Annotated in this window: 23 protein-coding genes; 16 read left to right on the top strand and 7 right to left on the bottom strand. The window is 71.6% G+C overall.

Translation table 11 applies throughout. From position 1 onward, the window contains the following. Positions 1-115 precede the first annotated feature (115 nt). The gene (locus AB8O64_RS09095) at positions 116-1,153 is read left to right on the top strand and encodes an amidohydrolase (protein ID WP_370418697.1); all 1,038 of its coding nucleotides are present in this window, start codon (positions 116-118) and stop codon (positions 1,151-1,153) included. Here the strand turns inward: AB8O64_RS09095 and AB8O64_RS09090 are convergent. From AB8O64_RS09090 to AB8O64_RS09080, 3 genes are all read right to left on the bottom strand, one after another. Beyond that, a complete protein-coding gene (locus AB8O64_RS09090) occupies positions 1,126-2,118 on the bottom strand; it encodes a COX15/CtaA family protein (RefSeq protein WP_365374195.1) in 993 nt (330 codons plus the stop codon). The two genes, AB8O64_RS09095 and AB8O64_RS09090, sit on opposite strands and share 28 nt — an antisense overlap. Before the next feature lie 96 nt (positions 2,119-2,214). Continuing rightward, entirely contained in the window at positions 2,215-3,018 is an 804-nt protein-coding gene (locus tag AB8O64_RS09085) for an ABC transporter permease (RefSeq protein ID WP_370418696.1), read from the bottom strand. Beyond that, positions 3,015-3,977 (bottom strand): ABC transporter ATP-binding protein, encoded by a 963-nt coding sequence (locus tag AB8O64_RS09080; protein ID WP_370418695.1) that lies wholly within the window; start codon positions 3,975-3,977, stop codon positions 3,015-3,017. The genes AB8O64_RS09085 and AB8O64_RS09080 overlap by 4 nt, the downstream gene beginning before the upstream one ends. Before the next feature lie 158 nt (positions 3,978-4,135). On the opposite strand from AB8O64_RS09080, the gene AB8O64_RS09075 reads away from it, so the two are divergent. From AB8O64_RS09075 to AB8O64_RS09040, 8 genes are all read left to right on the top strand, one after another. Then, complete coding sequence (locus tag AB8O64_RS09075) at positions 4,136-4,921, top strand: ArsR family transcriptional regulator (protein WP_356456725.1); 786 nt, start codon at positions 4,136-4,138, stop codon at positions 4,919-4,921. Further along, positions 4,918-6,339 carry a Fe-S cluster assembly protein SufB gene (gene sufB / locus AB8O64_RS09070; protein WP_130877200.1) on the top strand — a complete coding sequence of 474 codons (1,422 nt, stop codon included), beginning with the start codon at positions 4,918-4,920 and terminating at the stop codon, positions 6,337-6,339. Before AB8O64_RS09075 ends, sufB begins: the two co-directional genes overlap by 4 nt. Positions 6,340-6,405: 66 nt before the next feature. Further along, positions 6,406-7,587 carry a Fe-S cluster assembly protein SufD gene (sufD, locus tag AB8O64_RS09065; protein WP_370418694.1) on the top strand — a complete coding sequence of 394 codons (1,182 nt, stop codon included), beginning with the start codon at positions 6,406-6,408 and terminating at the stop codon, positions 7,585-7,587. Beyond that, positions 7,584-7,913, top strand: coding sequence for a non-heme iron oxygenase ferredoxin subunit (locus AB8O64_RS09060; RefSeq protein WP_184730806.1), 330 nt, complete (start codon positions 7,584-7,586; stop codon positions 7,911-7,913). The genes sufD and AB8O64_RS09060 overlap by 4 nt, the downstream gene beginning before the upstream one ends. Positions 7,914-7,920: 7 nt before the next feature. Beyond that, positions 7,921-8,688, top strand: a complete 768-nt coding sequence (gene sufC, locus AB8O64_RS09055; protein ID WP_370418693.1) for a Fe-S cluster assembly ATPase SufC — start codon at positions 7,921-7,923, stop codon at positions 8,686-8,688. After that, positions 8,685-9,941 (top strand): cysteine desulfurase, encoded by a 1,257-nt coding sequence (locus AB8O64_RS09050; RefSeq protein ID WP_361932838.1) that lies wholly within the window; start codon positions 8,685-8,687, stop codon positions 9,939-9,941. The genes sufC and AB8O64_RS09050 overlap by 4 nt, the downstream gene beginning before the upstream one ends. A gap of 26 nt (positions 9,942-9,967) precedes the next feature. Next, positions 9,968-10,432, top strand: a complete 465-nt coding sequence (gene sufU / locus AB8O64_RS09045; protein ID WP_370418692.1) for a Fe-S cluster assembly sulfur transfer protein SufU — start codon at positions 9,968-9,970, stop codon at positions 10,430-10,432. Beyond that, positions 10,429-10,767 carry a metal-sulfur cluster assembly factor gene (locus tag AB8O64_RS09040; RefSeq protein WP_365211752.1) on the top strand — a complete coding sequence of 113 codons (339 nt, stop codon included), beginning with the start codon at positions 10,429-10,431 and terminating at the stop codon, positions 10,765-10,767. Before sufU ends, AB8O64_RS09040 begins: the two co-directional genes overlap by 4 nt. Before the next feature lie 58 nt (positions 10,768-10,825). On the opposite strand, the gene AB8O64_RS09035 is transcribed toward AB8O64_RS09040, so the two are convergent. After that, on the bottom strand, positions 10,826-11,836 hold the full coding sequence (locus AB8O64_RS09035) for an agmatine/peptidylarginine deiminase (protein WP_370418691.1): 1,011 nt from the start codon (positions 11,834-11,836) through the stop codon (positions 10,826-10,828). 130 nt (positions 11,837-11,966) lie between these two features. Here AB8O64_RS09035 and AB8O64_RS09030 point away from each other — a divergent pair, with 130 nt between their 5' ends. The 3 genes from AB8O64_RS09030 (at position 11,967) to dapD (ending at position 13,890) form a co-directional block, all read left to right on the top strand. After that, positions 11,967-12,290, top strand: coding sequence for a multidrug efflux SMR transporter (locus AB8O64_RS09030; protein WP_365374214.1), 324 nt, complete (start codon positions 11,967-11,969; stop codon positions 12,288-12,290). Next, a complete protein-coding gene (locus AB8O64_RS09025; RefSeq protein WP_370418690.1) occupies positions 12,290-12,829 on the top strand; it encodes a TetR/AcrR family transcriptional regulator in 540 nt (179 codons plus the stop codon). The genes AB8O64_RS09030 and AB8O64_RS09025 overlap by 1 nt, the downstream gene beginning before the upstream one ends. A gap of 71 nt (positions 12,830-12,900) precedes the next feature. Beyond that, positions 12,901-13,890, top strand: coding sequence for a 2,3,4,5-tetrahydropyridine-2,6-dicarboxylate N-succinyltransferase (gene dapD, locus AB8O64_RS09020; protein WP_365211740.1), 990 nt, complete (start codon positions 12,901-12,903; stop codon positions 13,888-13,890). Between the two features lie 122 nt (positions 13,891-14,012). On the opposite strand, the gene dapA is transcribed toward dapD, so the two are convergent. Both dapA and AB8O64_RS09010 read right to left on the bottom strand, forming a co-directional pair. Continuing rightward, on the bottom strand, positions 14,013-14,909 hold the full coding sequence (gene dapA, locus AB8O64_RS09015) for a 4-hydroxy-tetrahydrodipicolinate synthase (RefSeq protein WP_370418689.1): 897 nt from the start codon (positions 14,907-14,909) through the stop codon (positions 14,013-14,015). A gap of 111 nt (positions 14,910-15,020) precedes the next feature. Then, positions 15,021-16,850 (bottom strand): endonuclease/exonuclease/phosphatase family protein, encoded by a 1,830-nt coding sequence (locus tag AB8O64_RS09010; protein ID WP_370418688.1) that lies wholly within the window; start codon positions 16,848-16,850, stop codon positions 15,021-15,023. A 280-nt stretch (positions 16,851-17,130) separates the two neighbouring features. Here AB8O64_RS09010 and AB8O64_RS09005 point away from each other — a divergent pair, with 280 nt between their 5' ends. From AB8O64_RS09005 to AB8O64_RS08990, 4 genes are all read left to right on the top strand, one after another. Continuing rightward, on the top strand, positions 17,131-18,621 hold the full coding sequence (locus AB8O64_RS09005; protein WP_370418687.1) for a hypothetical protein: 1,491 nt from the start codon (positions 17,131-17,133) through the stop codon (positions 18,619-18,621). A 281-nt stretch (positions 18,622-18,902) separates the two neighbouring features. Further along, complete coding sequence (locus AB8O64_RS09000; protein WP_370418686.1) at positions 18,903-20,363, top strand: alkaline phosphatase PhoX; 1,461 nt, start codon at positions 18,903-18,905, stop codon at positions 20,361-20,363. A 47-nt stretch (positions 20,364-20,410) separates the two neighbouring features. Beyond that, positions 20,411-21,454 (top strand): MsnO8 family LLM class oxidoreductase, encoded by a 1,044-nt coding sequence (locus AB8O64_RS08995; RefSeq protein WP_370418685.1) that lies wholly within the window; start codon positions 20,411-20,413, stop codon positions 21,452-21,454. Positions 21,455-21,516: 62 nt separating this feature from the next. Beyond that, positions 21,517-21,681 carry a hypothetical protein gene (locus tag AB8O64_RS08990; protein WP_370418684.1) on the top strand — a complete coding sequence of 55 codons (165 nt, stop codon included), beginning with the start codon at positions 21,517-21,519 and terminating at the stop codon, positions 21,679-21,681. 129 nt (positions 21,682-21,810) lie between these two features. Here AB8O64_RS08990 and AB8O64_RS08985 read toward each other — a convergent pair whose 3' ends face one another. Beyond that, positions 21,811-23,016, bottom strand: a complete 1,206-nt coding sequence (locus AB8O64_RS08985; RefSeq protein ID WP_370418683.1) for a TerD family protein — start codon at positions 23,014-23,016, stop codon at positions 21,811-21,813. Between the last annotated feature and the right edge of the window lie 16 nt (positions 23,017-23,032).

Genomic DNA, 23,032 nt, shown 5'->3' with positions numbered 1-23,032 from the left:
GTGCCGTCATAACTGACGGGCCACTCGCCCGTTAAACCCCTCGGAAGCGGCCCCTCGGGCGCCGCGCGGGCGGGGTCGGGCGACCGGGACGGGGTGGGCGCGAATGGTATACGGCATGCCGCCGCTCGTCGATCAGTACAGCCACGGCGCCGTCCACGGCGAACTGGGCCTCGGGGCGTTCGAGACGCATCTCGCGGCGGCCGCCGGTTCCACCGGCGCGGCCCCCCGCGGGACGACCTTCTTCGACAGCCGCGCGGGCCTCGCCGTGCGCCGCTGGTGCCCGCCCCTGCTCGGCCTGGAACCGCACTGCGCACCGGTCCGCTATCTGGCCCGCCGCCGTGAGCTGGGCGCCTACCGGGCCGGTCAGCTGCTGCTGCGCGGCGCGGGCATCGGGACGTTCCTGCTGGAGGCCGGGGTGCCCAGCGACCTCACCTCCGCCGCGGAGCTGGCCGGCGCCGCCGACGGTCGCGCCCACGAGGTCGTCCGCCTCGAACCGCTCGCCGCGCAGGTCGCGGACACCTCCGGCAGCGCCGACTCCTTCGCCGCCTATCTCGCCGAGGCGCTCTACGCCGCCGCCCAGAACGCCACGGCCTTCGCCTCCGGGGTCACCTCGTGCGAGGAGAGTCCGCCCGGCCCTGACGAGGTCCGCAGGGCCGCCGACCACTGGCTGCGCACCCGTCGCAGGGGCTCCGCACCCGGCGGGCCCGTGCTCGACCGGCATCTGCTGTGGAGCGCCGCCGCCACCGGGCTGCCCGTCCAGCTGCACTGCCCCGACCCCCGGCGGCTCGGCCCCTTCCTGCGGGCCACGGCCGGCCTGGGCACGGATCTGGTGCTGCTGCCCGACCCCTGGCACCACCGGCAGGCGGCGCAGCTCGCCGCGGTCTTCCCGCACGTCTACGCGGACGTGGGGGCCCGCCCCGAGGAGACGCTGCGCGAGGCACCCTTCGGCAAGCTGCTGTTCTCCACCGGGGCGCGGGCCCTGGCGGAGCTGTATGTGGTGGGTGCCCGATTGTTCGTCCGGGCCATGGAACGGCTCATGGGCGACTGGGTCGCCGACGGCTGGTGCCGACGCGCCGAGGCGGGGCGGATCGCCTCGCTCGTCGCGGCCGGCACCGCCCGCAGGGTCTACCGGCTGGACGCGGCGGCCGGCTGAAGGGCCTCGTGCCCGCCGGAGGGAGCGGGCACGGAGGCGAGCAGCTCACCGCGGTCCCGCAGCGACAGGAAGAGCCGCAGCACGGCGATCCACACCAGGCAGGAGCCGAGCATGTGGGTGCCCACGAGGAACTCGGGGGAGTCATTGACGTACTGCACGAAGCCGATGGCGCCCTGGATCATCAGCACGCCGAACAGCTCCAGCACCCTGCGCCGCGCCACCGCCGGTGCCTGCACGGCCCGCAGGACGAACCACAGGGCGATGATCAGGCCGAGCACGACACAGACGAGGTCCACGTGCAGCTGGGTGATCTCACGGACGTCCAGCGGGATGCGGTGCACGTCCTTCTTCGCGTCGCCCGCGTGCTTCCCCGAGCCCGTCACCACCGTGCCGACCACGATCAGCAGGGCGGTCGTGACGACCAGCACCCAGCCGAGCTGCCGCACCGGGCGGGCCACCAGATCGCGCGGCTCCTCGTCGCCCTCGCAGGCGCGGCGCCACATCACCACCGCGACCGTCAGCAGCGCGGTGGCCGCCAGGAAGTGCGAGGCGACGATGTAGGGGTTCAGACCCGTCAGCACCGTGATGCCACCGATGATGCCGTTGCTCGCCACGAGCCAGAACTGCGCCCAGCCCAGCCGGGTGAGGCTGCGGCGGCGCGGGGCACGCGCGCGTGCCGCCGTGATGGCCAGGCCCACGACCGCGCACAGCACGTAGGTGAGCATGCGGTTGGTGAACTCGATGACGCCGTTGATGCCCATCTCGGGCGTCGGCGTCAGGCTGTCTTCGGTGCAGGTCGGCCAGGTCGGGCAGCCGAGCCCGGACTGGGTGAGCCGGACCGCGCCGCCCGTCACGACGATGATCACGGCCATCACGACGCAGGCGAACGCGGCCCGCCGGACGAAGCGGTCGGACGGCTGCCAGCGGTCGGCGACGAGCTGGAGGGGGTTCAGCGTTTTCGGCACGGAAGCCATCGTAAGGGCCCGCTTGTGCATGGATTCACGAGGGGGGTGCGTGGCGGATTGTCCGTTGGCGATTGTGCTGGTGAGGCCCCGTGCGGGCTATTCCCAGCGGAAGAACCGCGCCGCCGCGCCGAGCCCGAGGACGGCCCATGCGGCGAGGATCCCCATCCCGCCCCAGGGCAGGCCCGCGCCGTGCTGGAGGACGTCCCGCAGCCCGTCGGACAGGGCGGAGATCGGCAGCAGTTCGAGCACGGCCCGGGCGCCCGCCGGGAACTTGTCCATCGGCACGATCACCCCGCCGCCGACCAGCAGCAGAAGGAAGACCAGATTGGCCGCGGCCAGGGTCGCCTCGGCCCTCAGCGTGCCGGCCATCAGCAGCCCGAGGCCCGAGAACGCCGCGGTGCCGAGGACGAGCAGCGCGAGCACGGAGAGCGGATTGCCCTGCGGCGACCAGCCGAGCGCGAAGGCGATCACCGTCAGCAGGGCGATCTGGAGGATCTCGGTGACCAGCACCGAACAGGTCTTGGCGGTCATCAGCCCCCAGCGCGGCAGCGGGGACGCGCCGAGCCGCTTGAGCACCCCGTAGCGGCGCTCGAAGCCGGTCGCGATGGCCTGCCCGGTGAAGGCCGTGGACATCACGGCGAGAGCGAGGACGCCGGGGGCGAGGAAGTCGACGGCCTCGCCCTCGCCGGTGTCGATGATGTCGACGGTGCTGAAGAGGACCAGCAGGAGGGTGGGGATGACGACGGTCAGCAGCAGCTGCTCGCCGTTGCGCAGCAGCATCCGGGTCTCCAGCGCGGCCTGCGCCCGGATCATCCGGGCGAGCGGCGCCGCGCCGGGCCTGGGGGCGAAGGTGCCGGTGCCCGTCTCCGGGCTCGTGCCCGTGGTCGTGTCGGCGCTCATGCCCGCAGCTCCTTGCCGGTCAGCTCGAGAAAGACGTCCTCCAGGGTGTGCCGCTCGACCGCTATGCGGTCCGGCATGACCCCGTTCTGCGCGCACCAGACGGTGACGGTGGCGAGCAGTTGCGGGTCGACCTTTCCGGTGACCCGGTACGTGCCGGAGGTCAGCTCCACCGCGGCGGAGTCGGCGGGCAGGGCCTTGAGGAGCGAGGCCAGGTCCAGACCGGGCCGGCCGCTGAACCGCAGGGTGTTCTCCGCGCCGCCCCGGCACAGCTCCTCGGGGCTGCCCTGGGCGATGACCCTGCCGCCGTCGACGATGGCGACGTCGTCCGCCAGCTGCTCGGCCTCGTCCATGTGGTGCGTGGTGAGGACGACGGTGACGCCGTCCGCGCGCAGCTCGCGCACGAGATCCCAGGTCGCGCGGCGGGCCTGCGGGTCGAGACCCGCGGTCGGCTCGTCGAGGAAGACCAGCTCCGGGCGGCCGACGACGGCCATGGCCAGCGCCAGGCGCTGCTGCTGGCCGCCGGACAGCCGTCGGTAGGCCGTGCGCCCGCAGGAGCCGAGGCCCAGGCGGTCGATGAGCGAGTCGACGTCCACGGGGTGGGCGTGCAGGGAAGCGGTGTGGCGCAGCATCTCCTCCGCGCGCGCCCCGGGGTAGACCCCGCCGCTCTGCAGCATCACGCCGATCCGCGGACGCAGTGCGGCGGAGTCCGCGACCGGATCGAGGCCGAGCACCCGGACCGTGCCGGCGTCGGGGCGGCGGTAACCCTCGCAGGTCTCGATGGTGGTGGTCTTGCCGGCCCCGTTGGGGCCGAGCACGGCGGTGAGGGTGCCGGTGGCGACGGACAGGTCGAGCCCGTCCACCGCGGTCTTCGGGCCGTACCGCTTGACCAGACCGTGGATCTCGACCGCGAGCTCTCGGCCGGGGGGCCGGGGATCGTCCCCCGGGAAGGCGCTGCGCATGCCCGGAAGTCTACGAACCTTGAGACGGTCCGGACCCCGGCGGGGGCCGCGGAATGCCTGACGGGGTGGCGGTTAGGTAACCCTTAGTGATCAAAACCACCGCCGCGCGGCGAGGGCGAGGCTTGTCCCTTCTCCCGTAATTACGCAACAATGGTGTTGTGAAATACGCGGGCGAGGCTCCCCAGGACCCCGCGGCCGAGGTGGCCGCTGGGGCCGAGGCCCCTGCGCACACGCCCGCGCGGGACGACCAGCGCGCGCACGACGATCAGCGGGGCACCCGCAATCGCGTCGCCCGGTCCATCCTCGATCACGGTCCGTCCACCGCGGCCGAGCTGGCCGTGCGGCTGGAGCTCACCCAGGCGGCCGTGCGCCGCCACCTCGACACCCTCCTCGCCGAGGGCGTCGTGGAGCCACGCGAGAAGCGCGTCTACGGCGCGCGGACGCGTGGCCGCCCCGCGAAGATGTTCGCCCTCACCGACTGCGGCCGGGACGCCTTCGACCAGGCCTACGACAAGCTCGCCGGAGACGCTCTGCGCTGGATCGCGCAGGCGGCCGGCGGCGGTGAGATGGGCGAGGCCGCCGTGGCGGCCTTCGCCCGCGCCCGGATGGCCGCCCAGGCCGAGGGATACCGGGCCGCCCTCGAGGCCGTCGCCCCCGAGGAGCGGACGGAGGCCCTCGCCAAGGCATTGACCGCCGACGGGTACGCTGCTACAGCGCGTAGCGCACCGGTCGGCGAACAGCTTTGCCAGCACCACTGCCCGGTCGCCCATGTCGCCGAGCAGTTCCCCCAGCTGTGCGAGGCGGAGACCGAGGTCTTCTCCCGCCTGCTCGGGACTCATGTGCAACGTCTGGCCACCATCGCCCACGGCGACGGTGTGTGCACGACGTTCATCCCCAAGACCACCACAGCATCCACCAGCACGGCCGGGAGGAACCCCGCATGACACTCCCCACGGAGACTGCTCACCCTGAGCTCGAGGGTCTGGGCACGTACGAATACGGCTGGGCCGACTCCGACGCGGCCGGCGCCGCGGCCAAGCGCGGCCTCTCCGAGGAGGTCGTCCGCGACATCTCGGCCAAGAAGTCCGAGCCGGAGTGGATGTTGAAGCTCCGCCTCAAGGGCCTGCGGCTCTTCGACAAGAAGCCCATGCCGACCTGGGGCTCGGACCTCACCGGCATCGACTTCGACAACATCAAGTACTTCGTGCGCTCCACCGAGAAGCAGGCCGCTTCCTGGGAGGAACTGCCCGAGGACATCAAGAACACCTACGACAAGCTGGGCATCCCGGAGGCGGAGAAGCAGCGCCTCGTCGCCGGTGTCGCCGCCCAGTACGAGTCGGAGGTCGTCTACCACCAGATCCGTGAGGACCTGGAGGAGCAGGGCGTTCTCTTCCTGGACACCGACACCGCGCTCAAGGAGCACCCGGAGATCTTCCAGGAGTACTTCGGCACGGTCATCCCCGTCGGTGACAACAAGTTCGCCTCGCTGAACACGGCCGTGTGGTCCGGTGGCTCCTTCATCTACGTCCCGCCGGGCGTCCACGTCGACATCCCGCTCCAGGCCTACTTCCGTATCAACACGGAGAACATGGGCCAGTTCGAGCGGACGCTGATCATCGTCGACGAGAACGCCTACGTGCACTACGTCGAGGGCTGCACCGCCCCGATCTACTCCTCCGACTCGCTGCACAGCGCCGTCGTGGAGATCATCGTCAAGAAGGGCGGCCGCTGCCGCTACACGACGATCCAGAACTGGTCGAACAACGTCTACAACCTGGTCACCAAGCGCGCCGTGGCCTACGAGGGCGCGACCATGGAGTGGGTCGACGGCAACATCGGCTCCAAGGTGACGATGAAGTACCCCGCCGTCTACCTGATGGGCGAGCACGCCAAGGGCGAGACGCTGTCCATCGCCTTCTCCGGCGAGGGCCAGCACCAGGACGCCGGCGCCAAGATGGTCCACATGGCGCCGAACACCTCCTCCAACATCGTCTCCAAGTCGGTGGCGCGAGGCGGTGGCCGCACCTCCTACCGCGGCCTCATCGAGATCGGCGAGGGCGCCCACGGCTCCAAGTCGAACGTGCTCTGTGACGCCCTGCTGGTGGACACCATCTCCCGCTCGGACACCTACCCCTACGTCGACGTCCGCGAGGACGACGTCTCCATGGGACACGAGGCGACCGTCTCCAAGGTCAGCGACGACCAGCTGTTCTACCTGATGAGCCGCGGTCTGACCGAGTTCGAGGCCATGGCCATGATCGTGCGCGGCTTCGTCGAGCCGATCGCCCGCGAGCTGCCCATGGAGTACGCCCTGGAGCTCAACCGGCTGATCGAGCTGCAGATGGAGGGCGCGGTCGGCTGACGCCGGCACCGCACCCCCACCGAAGCAGCGAACCCTTTGTGACAGGAAGAGAGCACGACGACAGCCATGGCTGAGAACACTCCCGCCGGCAGCACGACCGACGGCGCCATCCAGGTGGGCGGGCCGAAGCAGCCCATCGACGCCCGGGTCAGCGCCCCCGCCTCGTACGACGTGGCGGACTTCCCCGTGCCGCACGGCCGCGAGGAGGAATGGCGGTTCACCCCGCTGGAGCGCCTGCGCGGTCTGCACGACGGCACGGCGGTGGCCGACGGCGGCGGCGTCAAGGTCGAGGTGACGGCCCCCGAGGGCGTCACCGTGGAGACCGTCGGCCGGGACGACGTCCGCGTCGGCAAGTCCGGCAAGCCGGTCGACCGGGTCGTCGCCCAGGCGTACAGCTCCTTCGAGAAGGCCTCGGTCGTCTCGGTGCCCAAGGAGACGGTCCTCACCGAGCCCGTCCGCATCACCGTGCACGGTGAGGGCGGCGTGGCCTTCGGCCACCAGGTCGTCGAGGTCGGCGCCTTCGCCGAGGCCGTCGTCATCATCGACCACACCGGTGACGCCACCCTCGCCGCCAACGTCGAGTACCTGATCGGTGACGGCGCCAAGCTGACCGTCGTCTCCGTCCAGGACTGGGACGACTCCGCGGTGCACGTCGCCCAGCACACCGCGCTGGTCGGCCGTGACGCCTCCTTCAAGTCCGTGATCGTCACCTTCGGCGGCGACCTGGTCCGGCTGCACCCCCGGGTCGTCTACGGCGCCCCCGGCGGCGAGGCCGAGCTGTACGGCCTGTACTTCACCGACGCGGGCCAGCACCAGGAGCACCGGCTCTTCGTCGACCACGACACCCCGCACTGCCGCAGCAACGTCGCCTACAAGGGCGCGCTGCAGGGCAAGGACGCGCACGCGGTCTGGATCGGTGACGTGCTCATCCGCGCCGCCGCCGAGGGCACGGACACCTACGAGCTCAACCGCAACCTCGTCCTCACCGACGGTGCCCGCGTCGACTCGGTCCCCAACCTGGAGATCGAGACCGGCGAGATCGTCGGCGCCGGCCACGCCTCGGCGACCGGCCGCTTCGACGACGAGCAGCTGTTCTACCTGATGGCCCGCGGTATCCCGGCCGACGAGGCGCGCCGCCTGGTCGTCCGCGGCTTCTTCGCCGAGCTGGTCCAGCAGATCGGCGTCGCGGACGTCGAGGAGCGCCTCCTCACCAAGATCGAGGCCGAGCTGGGGGCGTCCGTCGCATGACCACCGAAGCCACCTTCGTGCGAGCCTGTGGGCTGAGCGAGCTGGAGCAGGACACGCCCAAGCGGGTCGAGCTCGACGGCACGCCGGTCTCCATCGTGCGCACCGAGGGCGAGGTGTTCGCGATCAACGACATCTGTTCGCACGCGAACGTCTCGCTGTCGGAGGGCGAGGTGGAGGACTGCGCCATCGAGTGCTGGCTGCACGGCTCCAGCTTCGACCTGCGCACCGGTGAGCCGTCCGGACTGCCCGCCACGCGCCCCGTCCCCGTATACCCCGTAAAGATCCAAGGGGACGACGTGCTCGTCTCCGTCACCCAGGAGTCCTGAGTTCCCCATGGCAACGCTTGAGATCCACGACCTGCACGTCTCCGTCGAGGCCGAGAACGGCCCCCGGGACATCCTCAAGGGCGTCGACCTGACCGTGAAGCAGGGCGAGACCCACGCCATCATGGGCCCCAACGGCTCCGGCAAGTCGACCCTCGCCTACTCGCTGGCCGGTCACCCCAAGTACACGATCACCGGCGGCACCGTCACCCTCGACGGTGAGGACGTCCTGGAGATGAGCGTCGACGAGCGCGCCCGCGCCGGCGTCTTCCTCGCCATGCAGTACCCGGTCGAGGTCCCCGGTGTCTCGGTCTCCAACTTCCTGCGCACCTCCGCCACCGCGATCCGCGGCGAGGCCCCCAAGCTGCGCACCTGGGTGAAGGAGGTCAAGTCCGCCATGGAGCAGCTCCAGATGGACCCGTCCTTCGCCGAGCGCAACGTCAACGAGGGCTTCTCCGGCGGTGAGAAGAAGCGCCACGAGATCCTCCAGCTCGAGCTGCTCAAGCCGAAGATCGCGATCCTCGACGAGACCGACTCCGGCCTGGACGTCGACGCGCTGCGCCAGGTCTCCGAGGGCGTCAACCGCGTCCGCGAGACCGGTGAGGTCGGCACCCTGCTGATCACCCACTACACGCGCATCCTGCGCTACATCAAGCCCGACTTCGTCCACGTCTTCTCGAACGGCCGCATCGTCGAGTCCGGCGGCGCCGAGCTCGCCGACAAGCTCGAGGCCGAGGGTTACGAGGCTTACAGCACGAAGGGTGGCGCAACCGCGTGACGATACTGCCGGGCCTTCTCGACACCGAGGCGATCCGTAAAGACTTCCCGATCCTGGAGCGCACGGTCCACGACGGGAAGAAGATCGTGTACCTGGACTCCGCGGCGACCTCGCAGAAGCCGCGCCAGGTGCTCGACGCTCTGAACACGTACTACGAGCGGCACAACGCCAACGTCCACCGCGGGGTCTACACGATCGCCGAGGAGGCCACGGAGCTGTACGAGGGCGCCCGCGACAAGGTCGCCGCCTTCATCAACGCGCCGAGCCGCGACGAGGTGATCTTCACCAAGAACGCCTCCGAGTCGCTCAACCTCGTGGCCAACATGCTGGGCTGGGCCGATGAGCCCTACCGCGTGGACCACGACACCGAGATCGTCATCACGGAGATGGAGCACCACTCCAACATCGTGCCGTGGCAGCTGCTCGCGCAGCGCACGGGCGCGAAGTTGAAGTGGTTCGGCCTCACCGACGACGGCCGGCTCGACCTGTCCAACATCGACGAGATCATCACCGAGAAGACCAAGGTCGTCTCGTTCGTGCTGGTCTCGAACATCATGGGCACGATCAACCCGGTCGAGGCGATCATCCGCCGCGCCCAGGAGGTCGGCGCGCTCGTCGTCGTCGACGCCTCCCAGGCCGCCCCGCACATGGTGCTGGACGTCCAGGCGCTGCAGGCCGACTTCGTGGCCTTCACCGGTCACAAGATGTGCGGCCCGACGGGCATCGGTGTGCTGTGGGGCCGCCAGGAGCTGCTGGAGGACCTCCCGCCGTTCCTCGGTGGCGGCGAGATGATCGAGACGGTCTCGATGCACTCCTCCACGTACGCCCCCGCGCCGCACAAGTTCGAGGCGGGTACGCCCCCGATCGCCCAGGCCGTCGGCCTCGGTGCCGCGGTGGACTACCTGTCCGCGATCGGCATGGACAACATCGCCCGTCACGAGCACGCGATCACCGAGTACGCGGTCCGCAGGCTCCAGGAGGTCCCCGACCTCCGCATCATCGGCCCCACCACGGCCGAGGACCGCGGCGCGGCGATCTCCTTCACGCTCGGTGACATCCACCCGCACGACGTGGGCCAGGTCCTCGACGAGCAGGGCATCGCGGTCCGGGTGGGCCATCACTGCGCGCGGCCCGTCTGCCTGCGGTACGGAATTCCCGCGACCACGCGAGCGTCTTTCTACCTGTACTCCACCCCCGGTGAGGTCGACGCACTGATCGAGGGCCTGGAGCACGTCCGGAACTTTTTCGGTTAATGGACTCTGTGGCTGAGGGCTGATTCGTGAAGCTTGATTCGATGTACCAGGACGTCATCCTGGACCACTACAAGCACCCGCACGGGCGGGGCTTGCGGGACGGCGACGCCGAGGTGCACCACGTCAACCCGACGTGCGGCGACGAGATCACGCTGCGCGTGCGGCTCTCCGGCGAGACCATTGAAGACGTCTCGTACGAGGGGCAGGGCTGCTCGATCAGCCAGGCCAGCGCCTCCGTGCTCAACGAGCTGCTGGTGGGCAAGGAGCTCGCCGACGCGCGTCGGATCCAGGAGACCTTCCTGGAGCTGATGCAGTCCAAGGGCAAGCTCGAACCGGACGACGCGATGGAGGAGGTACTGGAGGACGCGGTCGCGTTCGCCGGTGTCTCCAAGTACCCGGCGCGCGTGAAGTGCGCTTTGCTGAGCTGGATGGCGTGGAAAGACGCCACGGCGCAGGCACTGAACGAAGGCGCTGAAGGGAAGACGGCATGACCGAAAACGTAGAGACGACGACGAAGCCCGCCTCCGAGGAGGAGGTGCGCGAGGCGCTGTACGACGTGGTCGACCCCGAGCTGGGCATCGACGTCGTCAACCTCGGCCTCATCTACGGCATCCACGTGGATGACGCCAACATCGCCACCCTCGACATGACGCTGACGTCCGCGGCCTGCCCGCTGACCGATGTCATCGAGGACCAGGCGAAGTCGGCGACCGAGGGCATCGTCAACGAGCTCCGGATCAACTGGGTCTGGATGCCGCCGTGGGGCCCGGACAAGATCACGGACGACGGCCGGGAGCAGCTCCGCGCGCTCGGCTTCAACGTCTGATCCCCGGCTGTAGCCAGGCGTCCGATCGCCGTTCTTCAGCAGCCCGCCACCTGACCCGTCAGGTGGCGGGCTGCTGCTGTGTGGCGCAGTGGATGCCGCCGCCGCCCTCCGCGAGCGTGTGGATCTCCAGCGGGCGGATGTCGCGGCCGGGGTGCAGGTCGCGCAGGATCGCGGCGGCCCGTTCGTCGGCGCGCCGGTCGCCGAAGCGCGGCAGGAGGACCGCGCCGTTCACGACGTAGTAGTTGACGTAGCACCCGAGGAAGTCGGTGCCCCGGCGGCCGAGCCGGGCGGGGTCCGGGGCGGGCAGTTCGATGATCTCCAGGGCCCTGCCGTGGGCGTCGGTGGCCGTCTCCAGGGCCGTACGGGCCTGCTCGTACACCTGTGTCCAGACGTCGGGCGGGGAGCCCGGTGGAGGGCTGTCGAGCACGACCGTGGCGGGTCCGGCGAAGCGGGCGAGGGCGTCGATGTGGCAGTCGGTGATGTCCTCGCCGCGGACGCCCGCCAGCCAGATCACCTCGGTCACGCCGAGCAGCTCCCGCAGGTCGCCCTCGAGGTCGTCGCGGGACCGGCCGGGGTTGCGGTTGTCGTTGACCAGTGAGCTCTCGGTGACCAGCAGGGTGCCCTCGCCGTCGGTCTCCAGTGAGCCGCCCTCGGCGACGAGCGGCGCGAGGGTCCTCGGCGCCCCGAGCGCCGCCAGCACCCGCCGTGCGACCTGCCCGTCCCGCGTGTGCTCCTGCTTGCCGCCCCATCCGTTGAAGCGGAAGTCGACGCCCGCGGGCCCGCCGTCCGGCCCGAGGACGAAGGTCGGCCCGGAGTCCCGCAGCCACAGGTCGTCCACCGGCACCTCCACGACCTCGACCCCGCCGCCGCAGGCCTTCCGCGCGCCCTCGGCGTCCTCGGCCGCCGCGAGCAGGAGCACCGGCTCGTACGCGGCGACCGTGCGGGCGATGGCCGCGATGTCCCGCCGCACCGCCGCCGTGTCCCGTCCCCACACCGAGCCGGCCGGTGGCCACCCCATGACGGTCCGCGCATGGGCGGCCGATTCGGCCGGGAAGCGGACGCTGTTCATCTGTGTGCCCCCAAGGCCTGGTCCGTGGCGCGCTCGCGCCCCGCCCCATCGTCGCCGGGCGCCGGGCGGGGCCGCCACCGGGAATCGTCGTTGCGTACGACCGTACACAACGATGTGTACACTCGTACGCATGATGTACGTGACCCTCGCCGGAGCGATCCTCGCCGAGATCCTGGCCACCACCGCCATGAAGTTCAGCGACGGCTTCAGCAAGCTGTGGCCCTCCCTCGGCACGGTGGCGGGCTATCTGATCGCCTTCGCACTGCTCTCGCAGACGCTCAAGGCCATGGACATGGGCACGGCCTACGCCATCTGGGCGGGCGCCGGTACCGCGGTCGTCGCCGCCATCGGCATGCTCTTCCTGGGCGAGGCGGTCACCGTCGCGCGCATAGGGGGAGTGCTGCTGGTCATCGCCGGTGTCGTCGTGCTCAACCTCGGCGGGGCGTCCCACTGATGGCCCGCCGCTACGACCCCGAGCGCCCGGGCCGCATCGTCGACGCCGCGATCAGGGTGGTCGCCGAGCGCGGCATCGCGGGGCTGAGCCACCGGGCCGTCGCCGCCGAGGCCGATGTGCCGCTCGGCTCGACCACGTACCACTTCAAGACCCTCGACGATCTGCTGGTCGCCGCGCTGCGCCGGACGGCGCGGGCCTGGCTGGACGGCATGGCGCAGTGGGAGCGCGGCCTGGCGGCGGACGTGCCGCTGGCCGAGCGGCTGGCCGGGCTGATCGAGGAGTGGCTCGCGGGCGACCGCGCGCGCCTGGAGCTGGAGTACGAGCTCTACCTCGCCGCGTTGCGCCGCCCCGCCGTGCGGCCGATCGCCACCGAGTGCGTGGAGGAGATGGTCGCCCTGATCCGTCGCCGCACGTCCGACGAGGGGACCGCGCGCGCCCTCGTCGCGTTCCTCGACGGTCTGGTGATCCAGATCCTGATCACCGGGCGGCCGTTCGACCGGGCCGAGGTCCTGGCGGCGCTGCGCAGGATGACCGGCTGACGGGCCCGCCGCCGGTGGGGGCGGCGGACCGGGTTCGCGTGGAGCAGCCGTGTCCGGTTAGGTTTTCGACCATGACCGACGCAGTAGCTTCCCGTACCACCGGCGCCGTCGCCGCCGGCCTTGCCACGATCACCGAGGACGGGACCGTCCTCGACACCTGGTTCCCGGCCCCCGAGCTGGTCGCCGACCCCGGCCCGGCCGGGACCGAGCGCCTGGATGCCGAGCGCGCCGCCGAGCTGCTGGGTGCGAGCGCCCCCAAGGCGCTCGGCCCGGACGCGCGCCGCGGCGTCGAGGTGGTCGCCGTCCGTACGGTCATCGCCTCGCTCGACGACAAGCCGCTCGACGCGCACGACGCCTACCTGCGGCTGCACCTGCTCTCCCACCGCCTGGTCCAGCCGCACGGCCAGAACCTGGACGGCCTCTTCGGGCTGCTCGCCAACGTCGCCTGGACCTCGCTCGGCCCCGTCGCCGTGGACCGGGTCGAGGCCGTGCGCCTGAACGCCCGGGCCGAGGGCCTGCACCTCCAGGTGACCAGCATCGACAAGTTCCCGCGCATGACCGACTACGTCGCCCCCGTCGGCGTGCGGATCGCCGACGCCGACCGGGTCCGCCTCGGCGCGCACCTCGCGCCCGGCACCACCGTGATGCACGAGGGCTTCGTCAACTTCAACGCCGGCACGCTCGGCACCTCCATGGTCGAGGGCCGCATCAGCGCGGGCGTCGTCGTGGGCAACGGCTCCGACATCGGCGGCGGCGCGTCCACCATGGGCACCCTCTCCGGCGGCGGCAAGCAGATCATCTCCATCGGCGAGCGCTGCCTGCTCGGCGCCGAATCCGGCATCGGCATCGCGCTCGGCGACGAGTGCGTCGTCGAGGCGGGCCTCTACGTCACCGCGGGCACCCGCGTCACGCTGCCGGACGGCGAGGTCGTCAAGGCGCTGGAGCTCTCCGGCGCCAGCAACATCCTCTTCCGCCGCAACTCCACCTCCGGTGCGGTGGAGGCCCGTCCGCACAAGGGCACGTGGGGCGGCCTCAACGAGGTCCTGCACGCGCACAACTGAGGTTCCGAACCGGGGCTCCGCCCCGGACCCCGGTCCTCAATCGCCGGACGGGCTTGTAGTGGTCTGCCCGGCGGTGCGATCCGTCCGCACAGGGGGTCTCAATCGCCGGACGGGCTTGGTGGTCAAGCCCGTCCGGCGATCGTGCTTTCGTATGCCTGCAGCAGGGTCTGCGTCCGGTCCGGGGACGCCGCCCGCAACGGCATCCGCACCGGCCCGCCCGGCAGGCCCAGCGCGCCCAGCAGTGCCTTGGCCGTGACCGTGCCCGGCAGGCCGGCGGCCATCATCAGTTCGATCAGCGGCAGCGCCCGCTGGTGCAGCACCGTGGCCTCGGCGGTGCGCCCGAGGTCGAAGGCGTCCAGGGCGGCGGCCAGGACCGGACCCGCGACATTGGCGACCGTGCTGACGTAGCCCGTGCCACCGACCGCCCGCAGCGGAAGGTTCAGCTCCTCCGAACCGGCGTAGTAGGCGAGGCCGGTCGCCGCGATGACCTTCGCACTGCCCAGCAGATCGTTCGCGCAGTCCTTGACCCCCGCGACGCGCGGGTGCTCCGCCAGCCGCAGCATGGTGTCGGGCTCGATCCGGGTACCCGTGCGGGCCGGGATGTCGTAGAGCATCACCGGCACGCCGACCGCGTCCGCCACCGTGCGGAAGTGCTCCGCGACGTCCTCCTGCGGCGGCCGGCTGTAGTACGGCGTCACCACCAGCACCCCGTGCGCCCCGGCCGCCTCGGCCGCGCGGGCCAGTTCGACGGTCTGCCGGGTGTCGGCGGATCCCACGCCCGCTGTGATCCGCGCCCGGTCGCCCACGGCCTCGGCCACCGCGGTGACGAGCGCGGTCTTCTCCGCGGCGCTGGTCGTCGGCGACTCGCCCGTCGTGCCGTTCAGCACGAGCCCGTCGCAGCCGCCGCGCGTGACGAGATGGTCGGCGAGCTGCTGCGCCCCGTCGAGATCGAGGCCGCCGTCGGGGGCGAAGGGGGTGACCATCGCGCAGACGGTACGGCCGAAGGGGCTGGTGGGCATCGTGCACTCTCCAAGCGGTCGGTGTTCTCCGCCGGATTGTCAGCCCCCTCGTCCGTACAGGTCTATTTAATTGTTTTGCTGGTTACCGTTGAGTATTTCTACTGAGTGGTGTCACGGCTTCCAGCGCAGCACCTGCGGGTCGTGGTCGCTCGCCTGGTCCGCGAACTCCGCGTTGATGTGCACGATGTCGTAGTCGACGGAGCGCACGTGGCGGCTGGTCAGGATGTGGTCCAGCACCTGGGAGCTGCCCTGGAAGACATAGCCGTAGCGCTCCTTGCGCGGCAGGCGGTCGACGAGGTCGGTGAGGGCGCCGCCCGAGGTCAGCGCCTTCACGGCGGGGGAGAACTGGTAGTCGTTCAGGTCGCCCGCGACGATCACGTTCGCCCGCTTGTCGGCCGCGAGGAGCTGCTTGACGAAGGTGTTGACGGCCTTCGACTGCTCGATGCGCTGCACCTCGGAGGTGCGGGCCGGGGGCTGGAAGCGGCTGTCGAGGCCCTGGTCGCCGCCCTTGGAGTTGAAGTGGTTGGCGACGACGAAGACCGGGTGGCCCCGGAAGGAGAACTCGCCGACCAGCGGCTTGCGGCTGTTCTTCCAGGCCTCGTTGGCCGGGTCGATGCGGCCGGGCGAGGCCGAGAGCTTCGCCTTGCCGCCCTCGCGCGTGACTGTCACCGGAGTGGTGGCGTCGCCGCCGGGGATCTCGGTGAAGGAGACCCGCGCGGGGTTGTAGAGGAAGGCGGTCCGGATGTTGCCGCCCGGCTGGCCGCCGTCCTGGCCGTTGACCGGGTTGATCTGCTGCCACCGGTACGCGGGCCCGCCGGCCGCCGCGATGGCGTCGGTGAGCTTCTTCAGCGTCTGCCCGGCGTCCACGACGCCCTTGTCGGTCGTGCCGTCGTCGTCCTGGACCTCTTCGAGGGCGACGATGTCGGGCGAGGCGAGGTTGTGCACCAGCGCGGCCGCCAGCCGGTCGAACTTCGCCTGCGGGGTCTTGGGGGAGAGGTTCTCCACGTTGTACGTGGCGACCGCCAGCTCGTCGCTCTTCTGCTTGCGTGTCGTCTCGCGGGTCAGCCCCCGGTCGGCGAGCGTCCCCAGCTCGGTGGCCTGGAGGGTGTAGCCACCGAAGTTGTTGTAGTCCAGCGGGCCGGCCGTGGTGCCGGTCAGCGAGTCACCGACGTTCGCGACCGGGAACGGGCGCTGCGTGTACGGGATCAGCGAGGCCACCTTGACCCGGCCGACGCCCGGGGCGCGGTAGGAGCTGTAGAGCGAGCCGCCGCGCGCGGTGCGGTCGCGGTGGGTCTCGGCGGTGATCCACAGTTCCTTGTGCTCGTTGGTCGCGGCCACCACGGGCGCGTCCTTGACCGAGACCCGCATGCCCTCCAGCGACTCGTAGCGGTCCAGGGCGTAGGCGTTCGGCTTCAGCCGCAGCCCCTCGATGGAGCCGCCGCCGGCGCTCGGCGCGTAGCGGTCCGGCACGGTGGAGGGGCGCAGCGCGAACGCGGCGGGCAGCGCGTTGCCCGAGGAGTGCACGGTCCACGACGCCTTGGTCAGCTGGGTGACCGACTGCAGGCCCGCCGACTCCCCGCCCGGGTAGTACTCGGAGACCGCCCCGGAGACCGTCACCGCGTCGCCGACGGCGAGCGCCGGGGTGTCCTTGCCGGTGAAGACGAAGATCGCCTCGCTGGTCGCCGGGTCGCTGTCGGCCTTGGGGTCCTGGAGCCAGAAGCCGCGCGCGGAACCGAAGGCCCGTACGGCCGTCACGACGCCGGGGACGTCCGTGACCTGCTGGCCGGCCAGTGGGGAGACGCGGGTGCTGCCCTGGATGTCGTGGATGCGGATCTCGGCGGCGCTCGCCGACTGCGGGACGGCGAGCAGCCCGGCGGCGAGCGCGGCGGCTATGACGGAACCGACGGTCGCGGTTCTGCGCAGGGGACGAGCACTGGGCACGGGGGCCTCCGGGTGGTGGTGTGAGGGGTGATTCAGGCGGCGAGATGTGCGAAACGCAAGGGGTGAATCGGGGTGCCCGAACGGGCCGTGACGCGAGAATCAAGATCTACGCGCGTCAATGTCTTGCGTGATCAGGCCAGTTGTCAAGGTTTCCGTAGGTAACCGCCGGTCGACGGATCCGTGAACCGGTCGGCATGGTGCGAAACCCGTCTAGGCTTGGGCACCGCGCCCGGCCGACCCGATCCGGCGCGGCCGTCACGACGAGGAGATGACCCCCCTGATGTCCGGAGACCGCCCGACCATGCCGCCGGTGCGGCTGCACACCGACGCCGAACTCGCGCGTGACGCGCTCTCCGCGCCGCTGTTCGCCCGCGCCGCGAAGCTCGCCCGCTGGGCCGGCGAGGGCACCCCGGTCGGCGCGGGCGGCGAACTGCTCGCCGAACAGCTGCTCACCGCCACGAAGCTGCTCGGCCTGGAGGGTGAGGAGGACGGCACCGCCTACGCCGCCGAGGCGTGGCAGCTCGCCCTGGACACCGGGCTCGTGGACTTCACCGAGGACCCGGACGTCGCCGACGACGCGGACGCCGACCAGCCGTCCGCCACCGCGAGCGCGGGCGAGGAACTGGCCACGCTCACCTCCGGCAGCCCCCAGGACGTCCTCGACCTGTGGCTCGGCGGCCTGGAGACCGTGCTGGCCGACGCGGCCGCCCCGGACCTGGGCGATCTGGTCGACCAGATTTCCGACGGCGGCGAGCTCGACCTCGACGCCCTCGACTGGAACCCCGAGGAGGAGGCCGACTTCCTCGACGGCGTCCTCGGCAACCTCTATCTGCTGACCGCGCTCGGCGAGGGCGGCCCCGACCGGCCCGTACCGCTGCCGGCGCTCGCCGCCTCCATGATCGTCCCGGATGACATGGACGAGCCCACCGACGACATCCTCGAAGAGGTCTCCGACGCGATGATGCGGCTGGACGACCAGTTCCGGCTGCTCGCGCCGACCGGACTGGTGGAGTACCAGCCCGTCGACGAGGCCCTCATCGAGGAGATCGACGGGGAGGGGCACATCCGTGAGTCCGTCGACGGCGTGACCTCCGACGTCCCCGAGGAGGAGGACGTCACCCGCTACGGCATGGTCGCCCTCACCCCGCTCGGCGTCTTCGCCGTCCGGGCCCGGATGCTCGACGCCGGCATCGACGCCCCGGCCGTCGGCGACCTCGCCGACAAGGACGCGGACACGCTCCTCGCGGCGCTCCCCGGCCACCCCGAGGGGGCCGCCCGCGCCGAGGCCGAGGCCTGGCTCGCCCGCCGGGCCCCGCAGGACGCCGCCCGTGAGCTCCTCGCCGCCGCGCGCGGCGACGACCTGGACGCCCCGCAGCGCCGGCTGGCCTGCCAGCAGACCCTCTCGCTGGTCGGCACGGAGGCCGAGCCCGCGCTGCGCGAGGTCCTCGACGACCCGCAGCTGGGCGGCCTCGCCCGGGTCTGGCTGGCCGAGCACGGCGCCACGGACATCCCCGAGCCGGGCGAGACGATGGTGTTCTGGCTGACCGTGGACACGATCGCGGCACAGCTCGCGGCCGAGGGCGACTCGGAGGAGCTGCGCGGCCTGGTGGAGAGCCTGGTCGGCCGGCACAGCGGCTTCTTCGACTCGGCCTGGCGGGTGGACCACCCCGCCACGGCGGACGTGCTGGAGGCCATGGGCCGGCTCCACCCGGACAAGAAGGTGGCCAAGGAGGCCCGCAAGGCGGCCTTCAAGGCGCGCTCGCGAGGCTGAGCGCTCGCGCTGAACGCCGCCCGGTCTCTCCCGAGCCCCGGACGGCGGATCGTTCGAAGTCCTGCGCGCCGACTCACTCCTGAGGGGGAGTGAGCGAGGCGGAATGACCGATGCCGTACGGCCTTGTCCGTACGGCATCGGATCGGTCCATGGATGACGGCTCGTGTTCATCTCCTGTTCGGTGGGGAGAGGGAACGTAAGCGCCGCCCCCGGGGCGCACCCCGTGCGAGCCTTCCCCACAGGGGCACAGAGCGACGATCCGGCCATCCCTGGAGACGAAGATGACCATCAGCCGCAGAGACTTCGCGAAGCGATCCGCCTACACCGGCGCGGGGATCGCCCTCGTCGGCAGCGTCGGTGTCCTCGCCACCGCGCCCGGCGCGCTGGCCGCGGACACCGCGGAGGGGACCGGGGCGGACGGCGCGGACGGTCTCAGCCGCCGCAAGCTCGGATACGGCCCGCTCGTGGCCGACCCGAAGGGGCTCCTCGCCCTGCCCGCCGGATTCTCCTACCGGGTCATCACCCGCACGGGCGTCACCAAGCTGGAGTCCGGCGAGCCCACGCCGTCCAACCACGACGGCACGGCCGCCTTCGCCGGCTCGCGCGGCAGCACCCTGCTGGTCAACAACCACGAGCTGGGCGGCGCGCGCACCAAGTGGCCGCACCCGGTGCCGCTCGCGCCGGGGCTCGTCTACGACCCCGCCGCGGCGGGCGGCTGCACGGTCGTCGAGGTCGCGGGGCGCGGGGGCCACGTGGCCGAGTGGGTCGGCATCGCCGGTACGTCCACGAACTGCGCGGGCGGCAGCACCCCTTGGGGCACCTGGCTCACCTGTGAGGAGACCGAGGACAAGGCCGGCAAGAACGGCATGACCAAGGACCACGGCTATGTCTTCGAGGTCGACCCGAAGGACCGGCGCGCGTGCCGCGACCCACGGCCGATCAAGGCGCTCGGCCGCTACGCCCACGAGGCCGTCGTCGTCGACCCCAAGCGCGGTCACCTCTATCTGACCGAGGACGCCTCCGGCCCCAACGGGCTCTTCTTCCGCTGGACCCCGCCGCAGGGCTTCGAGCACGGGCGCGGCCGGCTGCGCACCCTCGCCGACGAGGCGGGCAGCCTGGAGGCGTTCAAGTGCTTCGACTCCGGCGGCCGTTTCGTCGACGACCTCTCCCGGGCCACCGAGACCGGCACGGTCTACGGCGTGGACTGGGTGGAGGTGCCCGACCGCGACGCCAAGAGCGTCTCGGTGCGCAAGCAGTTCAAGGACGGCGAGGTCACCCGCGCCCGCAAGCTCGAGGGCATGTGGTGGGGCGACGGCGGCGTGTACGTCGTGTCCTCCTTCGCCCGTGAGGAGAGCCCCGCTGCGCACGACGGTCAGGTGTGGTTCTACAACCCCCGCCGCCGCACCCTGACCCTGAAGGTGCGCTTCGGCGTCAACGCGAGCCCCGAGCGCGAGGGCGCCCTCGACGGCCCCGACAACATCACCGTCTCGCCGTACGGCGGCCTGGTCATCGCCGAGGACGGCAACGGCGTCCAGCACCTCTTCGGCGCCACCGACGACGGCCGTACGTACCCGATCGCGCGCAACGAGCTCAACATCGGCAGCGCGGACAAGCCGGAGTACAGCGAGTTCACCGGGGTGACCTTCTCGCCCGACGGCCGCACGCTCTTCGCCAACCTCCAGGACCCCGGCATCATGCTCGCCATCACCGGCCCGTGGCGCCGCCAGGGCACGCGCGACTGACCGGCCGGCCCGGGGAATCCTGAGCGGTCACCGCTGTTGAAAGGGAGGTGACCCTCAAGCTCTCCGTCCTCGACCGTTCCCGCACCCGGCAGGGGCACGACCCGGGCGAGGCGCTGCGCGACACCGTACGGTTCGCGCGGCGCGCCGAGGAGCTCGGCTACCACCGCTTCTGGGTGTCGGAGCACCACAGCGTGCCCGGGGTGGCGGGCTCGGCGCCCACGGTGCTGGCGGCGGCGGTCGCGGCCGCCACCTCGCGCATCCGGGTCGGCACGGGCGGTGTGATGCTGCCCAACCACCGGACGCTGGTGGTCGCCGAGCAGTTCGGGGTGCTGGAGTCGCTCTTCCCCGGCCGCATCGACATGGGCCTCGGCCGGTCCGTCGGCTTCACCGACGGCATCCGCCGGGCGCTGGGCACCGACAAGGAGGCGATGGCGGACTTCGGGGACCAGCTCGCGGAGCTCGCGGCCTACTTCACGGACGGCCCGCGCCCCCACCCGGGGGTCCACGCCCGCCCCGCCGAGGGCCTGCGCGTCCCCGCCTTCGTCCTCGCGGGCGACTCGGGCGCCGACGTCGCCGCCTCGGCGGGGGCGGCCCTGGTCATCGGCGGCCTCCAGGGCGAGGACCGGACCCTGTCCGCCATCGACCGCTACCGCACGGCCTTCCGCCCCTCGGCCTGGCGCCGCCACCCCTACGTCGTGCTCGCGGGCAACGTCGCCGTCGCCGACACCACGGAAGCGGCCCGCCGCCTCCTGATCCCGGAGGCCTGGGCCCTGGCCCACTCCCGCACCCACGGCGTCTTCCCGCCCCTGGCCCCCGCCGAGGAGATCGAAACGCTGCTCAAGGGGGCGAGCGAGCGGGAGCGCGGCTTCTACGAGGCGGGCCTGCGCGGCCACGTCCTCGGCACGGAGGACGAGGTCGCCGCCGCGCTCGACACCCTGATCGCCCGCAGCGGCGCGGACGAGCTACTGATCACCACCAGCTCCTACGACCGGGAGGCACTCCTGGACTCGTACGGGCGACTGGCGGGGGTGGCGGGGCTTGCTGTGGCCGGGCCGGAACGTGCGGGCAGCGGGCTCGGGCGGGTCGCGTAGGGGCGTCGCCCCTTCGGCTTCCCCGTCTGGCCGTCGCGGAGCGGGGCGATCACTGTGGGCCCATGGACAACGCCGCCGGGCGCCACGGGCCGGTGTCCTCCGAGGCGGCACCGCACAGCCGGCGCGACGAGCTCACGGTCAAAATGCCCGACGGCAAGAAGCAGAAGACGAAGGTCCCGTCCGTGGACGATGACGCCATCCAGGGAGTCGACACCGCCCGCGACTGAGAACCTCACCGGGCGGCCGATGTTGGGGCGAGGGCCACGACCGCACGGGCATGCCAAGTAAAGGCAAAAGGCCCGGATCGCGGTCGGCTCGCGCCGCCGGCGATCCGGGCCCCTTCCGCCCGCAGCGCCCTACAGCGCCGCGGCCGCGGGCTTGACCAGGTCGCGGACCGTGCGCGACTTCACGTACTCGCCGATGGCCGTCATCTCCCACTCGCCGGAGAACTGGCGGATGAATTTGCACATCAGCACGCCCGTCTTCGGCTCCGCGCCGGTGAGGTCGAAGCGCACCAGCTCCTCGCCGGTCTGGGCGTCCATCAGCCGGCAGTAGGCCTTGGCGACCTGCGTGAACTTCTGGCCGTTGAAGGAGCTGACCGTGAAGACCAGACCGGACACCTCGGCGGGCAGACCGCCCATGTGGACGGTGATGACCTCGTCGTCGCCCGAGCCCGCACCGGTGAGGTTGTCGCCGGAGTGCTGGATCGCGCCGTTGAGGATCTGGAGCTTGCCGAAGTAGCAGGCGTCGATCATGTTGCGGCTGGGGCCGTAGGCGATCACGGAGGCGTCGAGGTCGATGGCCTTGCTGCCGTAGGCGGGCTCCCAGCCGAGGCCCATCTTGACGGACTGGGTGAGCGGGCGGCCGCCCTTGACGAGGGAGACCGTCTGGTTCTTCTGGAGGCTGACCCGGCCCTTGTCGAGGTTGATCTTCCCCGGGGCCGCGGGAGCCGGGGGTGCGGCCGGGGCAGGCGGGGCCTGTACCGGAGGGGCCTGCACCGGCGGGGCGACGGGCGCGGCCGGGGCCTGGACGGCAGGCGCCGGGGCGGCCACGGGTGCGGGCTCCTCCACGCTCACGCCGAAGTCGGTGGCGATGCCCGCCAGGCCGTTGGCGTAGCCCTGGCCGACCGCGCGCACCTTCCAGGCGCCCGCCCGCCGGTAGACCTCGATGGTCACCAGAGCCGTCTCGGGGCCGAGCCGGGGCGGGGTGAAGGTCGCGATGACACTGCCGTCGTCCGCCCCGCGCACGGTCGCGGTGGGTTCGGTGCCCGCGAAGGTCGCGCCCGGGGCGTCCAGGCTGGCGGTCACCACGATCTTGTCGATGTCGGCGGGGACGGCCGTGGTGTCCACGGTGATCGAGTCGCCCGTGCCGCCCGCCGCCGCGCGGTGGGTCACGCCCGGTCCATTGGGCTGGTTGTAGAAGACGAAGTCGTCGTCGGAGCGCACCTTGCCGTCGGCGGTGAGCAGCAGGCCCGACACGTCGAGCCGCACGGGGGCGGTGACGTCCACCGTCACGCGCGCGACGGAGAGAGGGATGTTCGAGCCGGGTGTCATAGCGGTCATGTCCCGGGTAACGAGT

Origin of the sequence: Streptomyces sp. QH1-20, assembly GCF_041283565.1 — a bacterium.
In the GTDB taxonomy this organism is placed as follows: domain Bacteria; phylum Actinomycetota; class Actinomycetes; order Streptomycetales; family Streptomycetaceae; genus Streptomyces; species Streptomyces syringius.
Note: the sequence above shows the minus strand (reverse complement) of the source record. Positions and strands in the feature narration are given on the sequence as shown.

Excerpts from the sequence above, each read along its gene's own strand:
- AB8O64_RS09080 (WP_370418695.1), bottom strand. The coding sequence starts at position 3,977 with ATGCGCAGCGCCTTCCCGGGGGACGATCCCCGGCCCCCCGGCCGAGAG.
- sufD (WP_370418694.1), top strand. The coding sequence starts at position 6,406 with ATGGCTGAGAACACTCCCGCCGGCAGCACGACCGACGGCGCCATCCAG.
- AB8O64_RS09060 (WP_184730806.1), top strand. The coding sequence starts at position 7,584 with ATGACCACCGAAGCCACCTTCGTGCGAGCCTGTGGGCTGAGCGAGCTG.
- AB8O64_RS09000 (WP_370418686.1), top strand. The coding sequence starts at position 18,903 with ATGACCATCAGCCGCAGAGACTTCGCGAAGCGATCCGCCTACACCGGC.
- dapA (WP_370418689.1), bottom strand. The coding sequence starts at position 14,909 with ATGCCCACCAGCCCCTTCGGCCGTACCGTCTGCGCGATGGTCACCCCC.
- AB8O64_RS09030 (WP_365374214.1), top strand. The coding sequence starts at position 11,967 with ATGATGTACGTGACCCTCGCCGGAGCGATCCTCGCCGAGATCCTGGCC.
- AB8O64_RS08990 (WP_370418684.1), top strand. The coding sequence starts at position 21,517 with ATGGACAACGCCGCCGGGCGCCACGGGCCGGTGTCCTCCGAGGCGGCA.
- AB8O64_RS08985 (WP_370418683.1), bottom strand. The coding sequence starts at position 23,016 with ATGACCGCTATGACACCCGGCTCGAACATCCCTCTCTCCGTCGCGCGC.
- sufC (WP_370418693.1), top strand. The coding sequence starts at position 7,921 with ATGGCAACGCTTGAGATCCACGACCTGCACGTCTCCGTCGAGGCCGAG.
- AB8O64_RS09040 (WP_365211752.1), top strand. The coding sequence starts at position 10,429 with ATGACCGAAAACGTAGAGACGACGACGAAGCCCGCCTCCGAGGAGGAG.
- AB8O64_RS09025 (WP_370418690.1), top strand. The coding sequence starts at position 12,290 with ATGGCCCGCCGCTACGACCCCGAGCGCCCGGGCCGCATCGTCGACGCC.
- AB8O64_RS09035 (WP_370418691.1), bottom strand. The coding sequence starts at position 11,836 with ATGAACAGCGTCCGCTTCCCGGCCGAATCGGCCGCCCATGCGCGGACC.
- sufB (WP_130877200.1), top strand. The coding sequence starts at position 4,918 with ATGACACTCCCCACGGAGACTGCTCACCCTGAGCTCGAGGGTCTGGGC.
- dapD (WP_365211740.1), top strand. The coding sequence starts at position 12,901 with ATGACCGACGCAGTAGCTTCCCGTACCACCGGCGCCGTCGCCGCCGGC.
- AB8O64_RS09005 (WP_370418687.1), top strand. The coding sequence starts at position 17,131 with ATGTCCGGAGACCGCCCGACCATGCCGCCGGTGCGGCTGCACACCGAC.
- AB8O64_RS09095 (WP_370418697.1), top strand. The coding sequence starts at position 116 with ATGCCGCCGCTCGTCGATCAGTACAGCCACGGCGCCGTCCACGGCGAA.
- AB8O64_RS09085 (WP_370418696.1), bottom strand. The coding sequence starts at position 3,018 with ATGAGCGCCGACACGACCACGGGCACGAGCCCGGAGACGGGCACCGGC.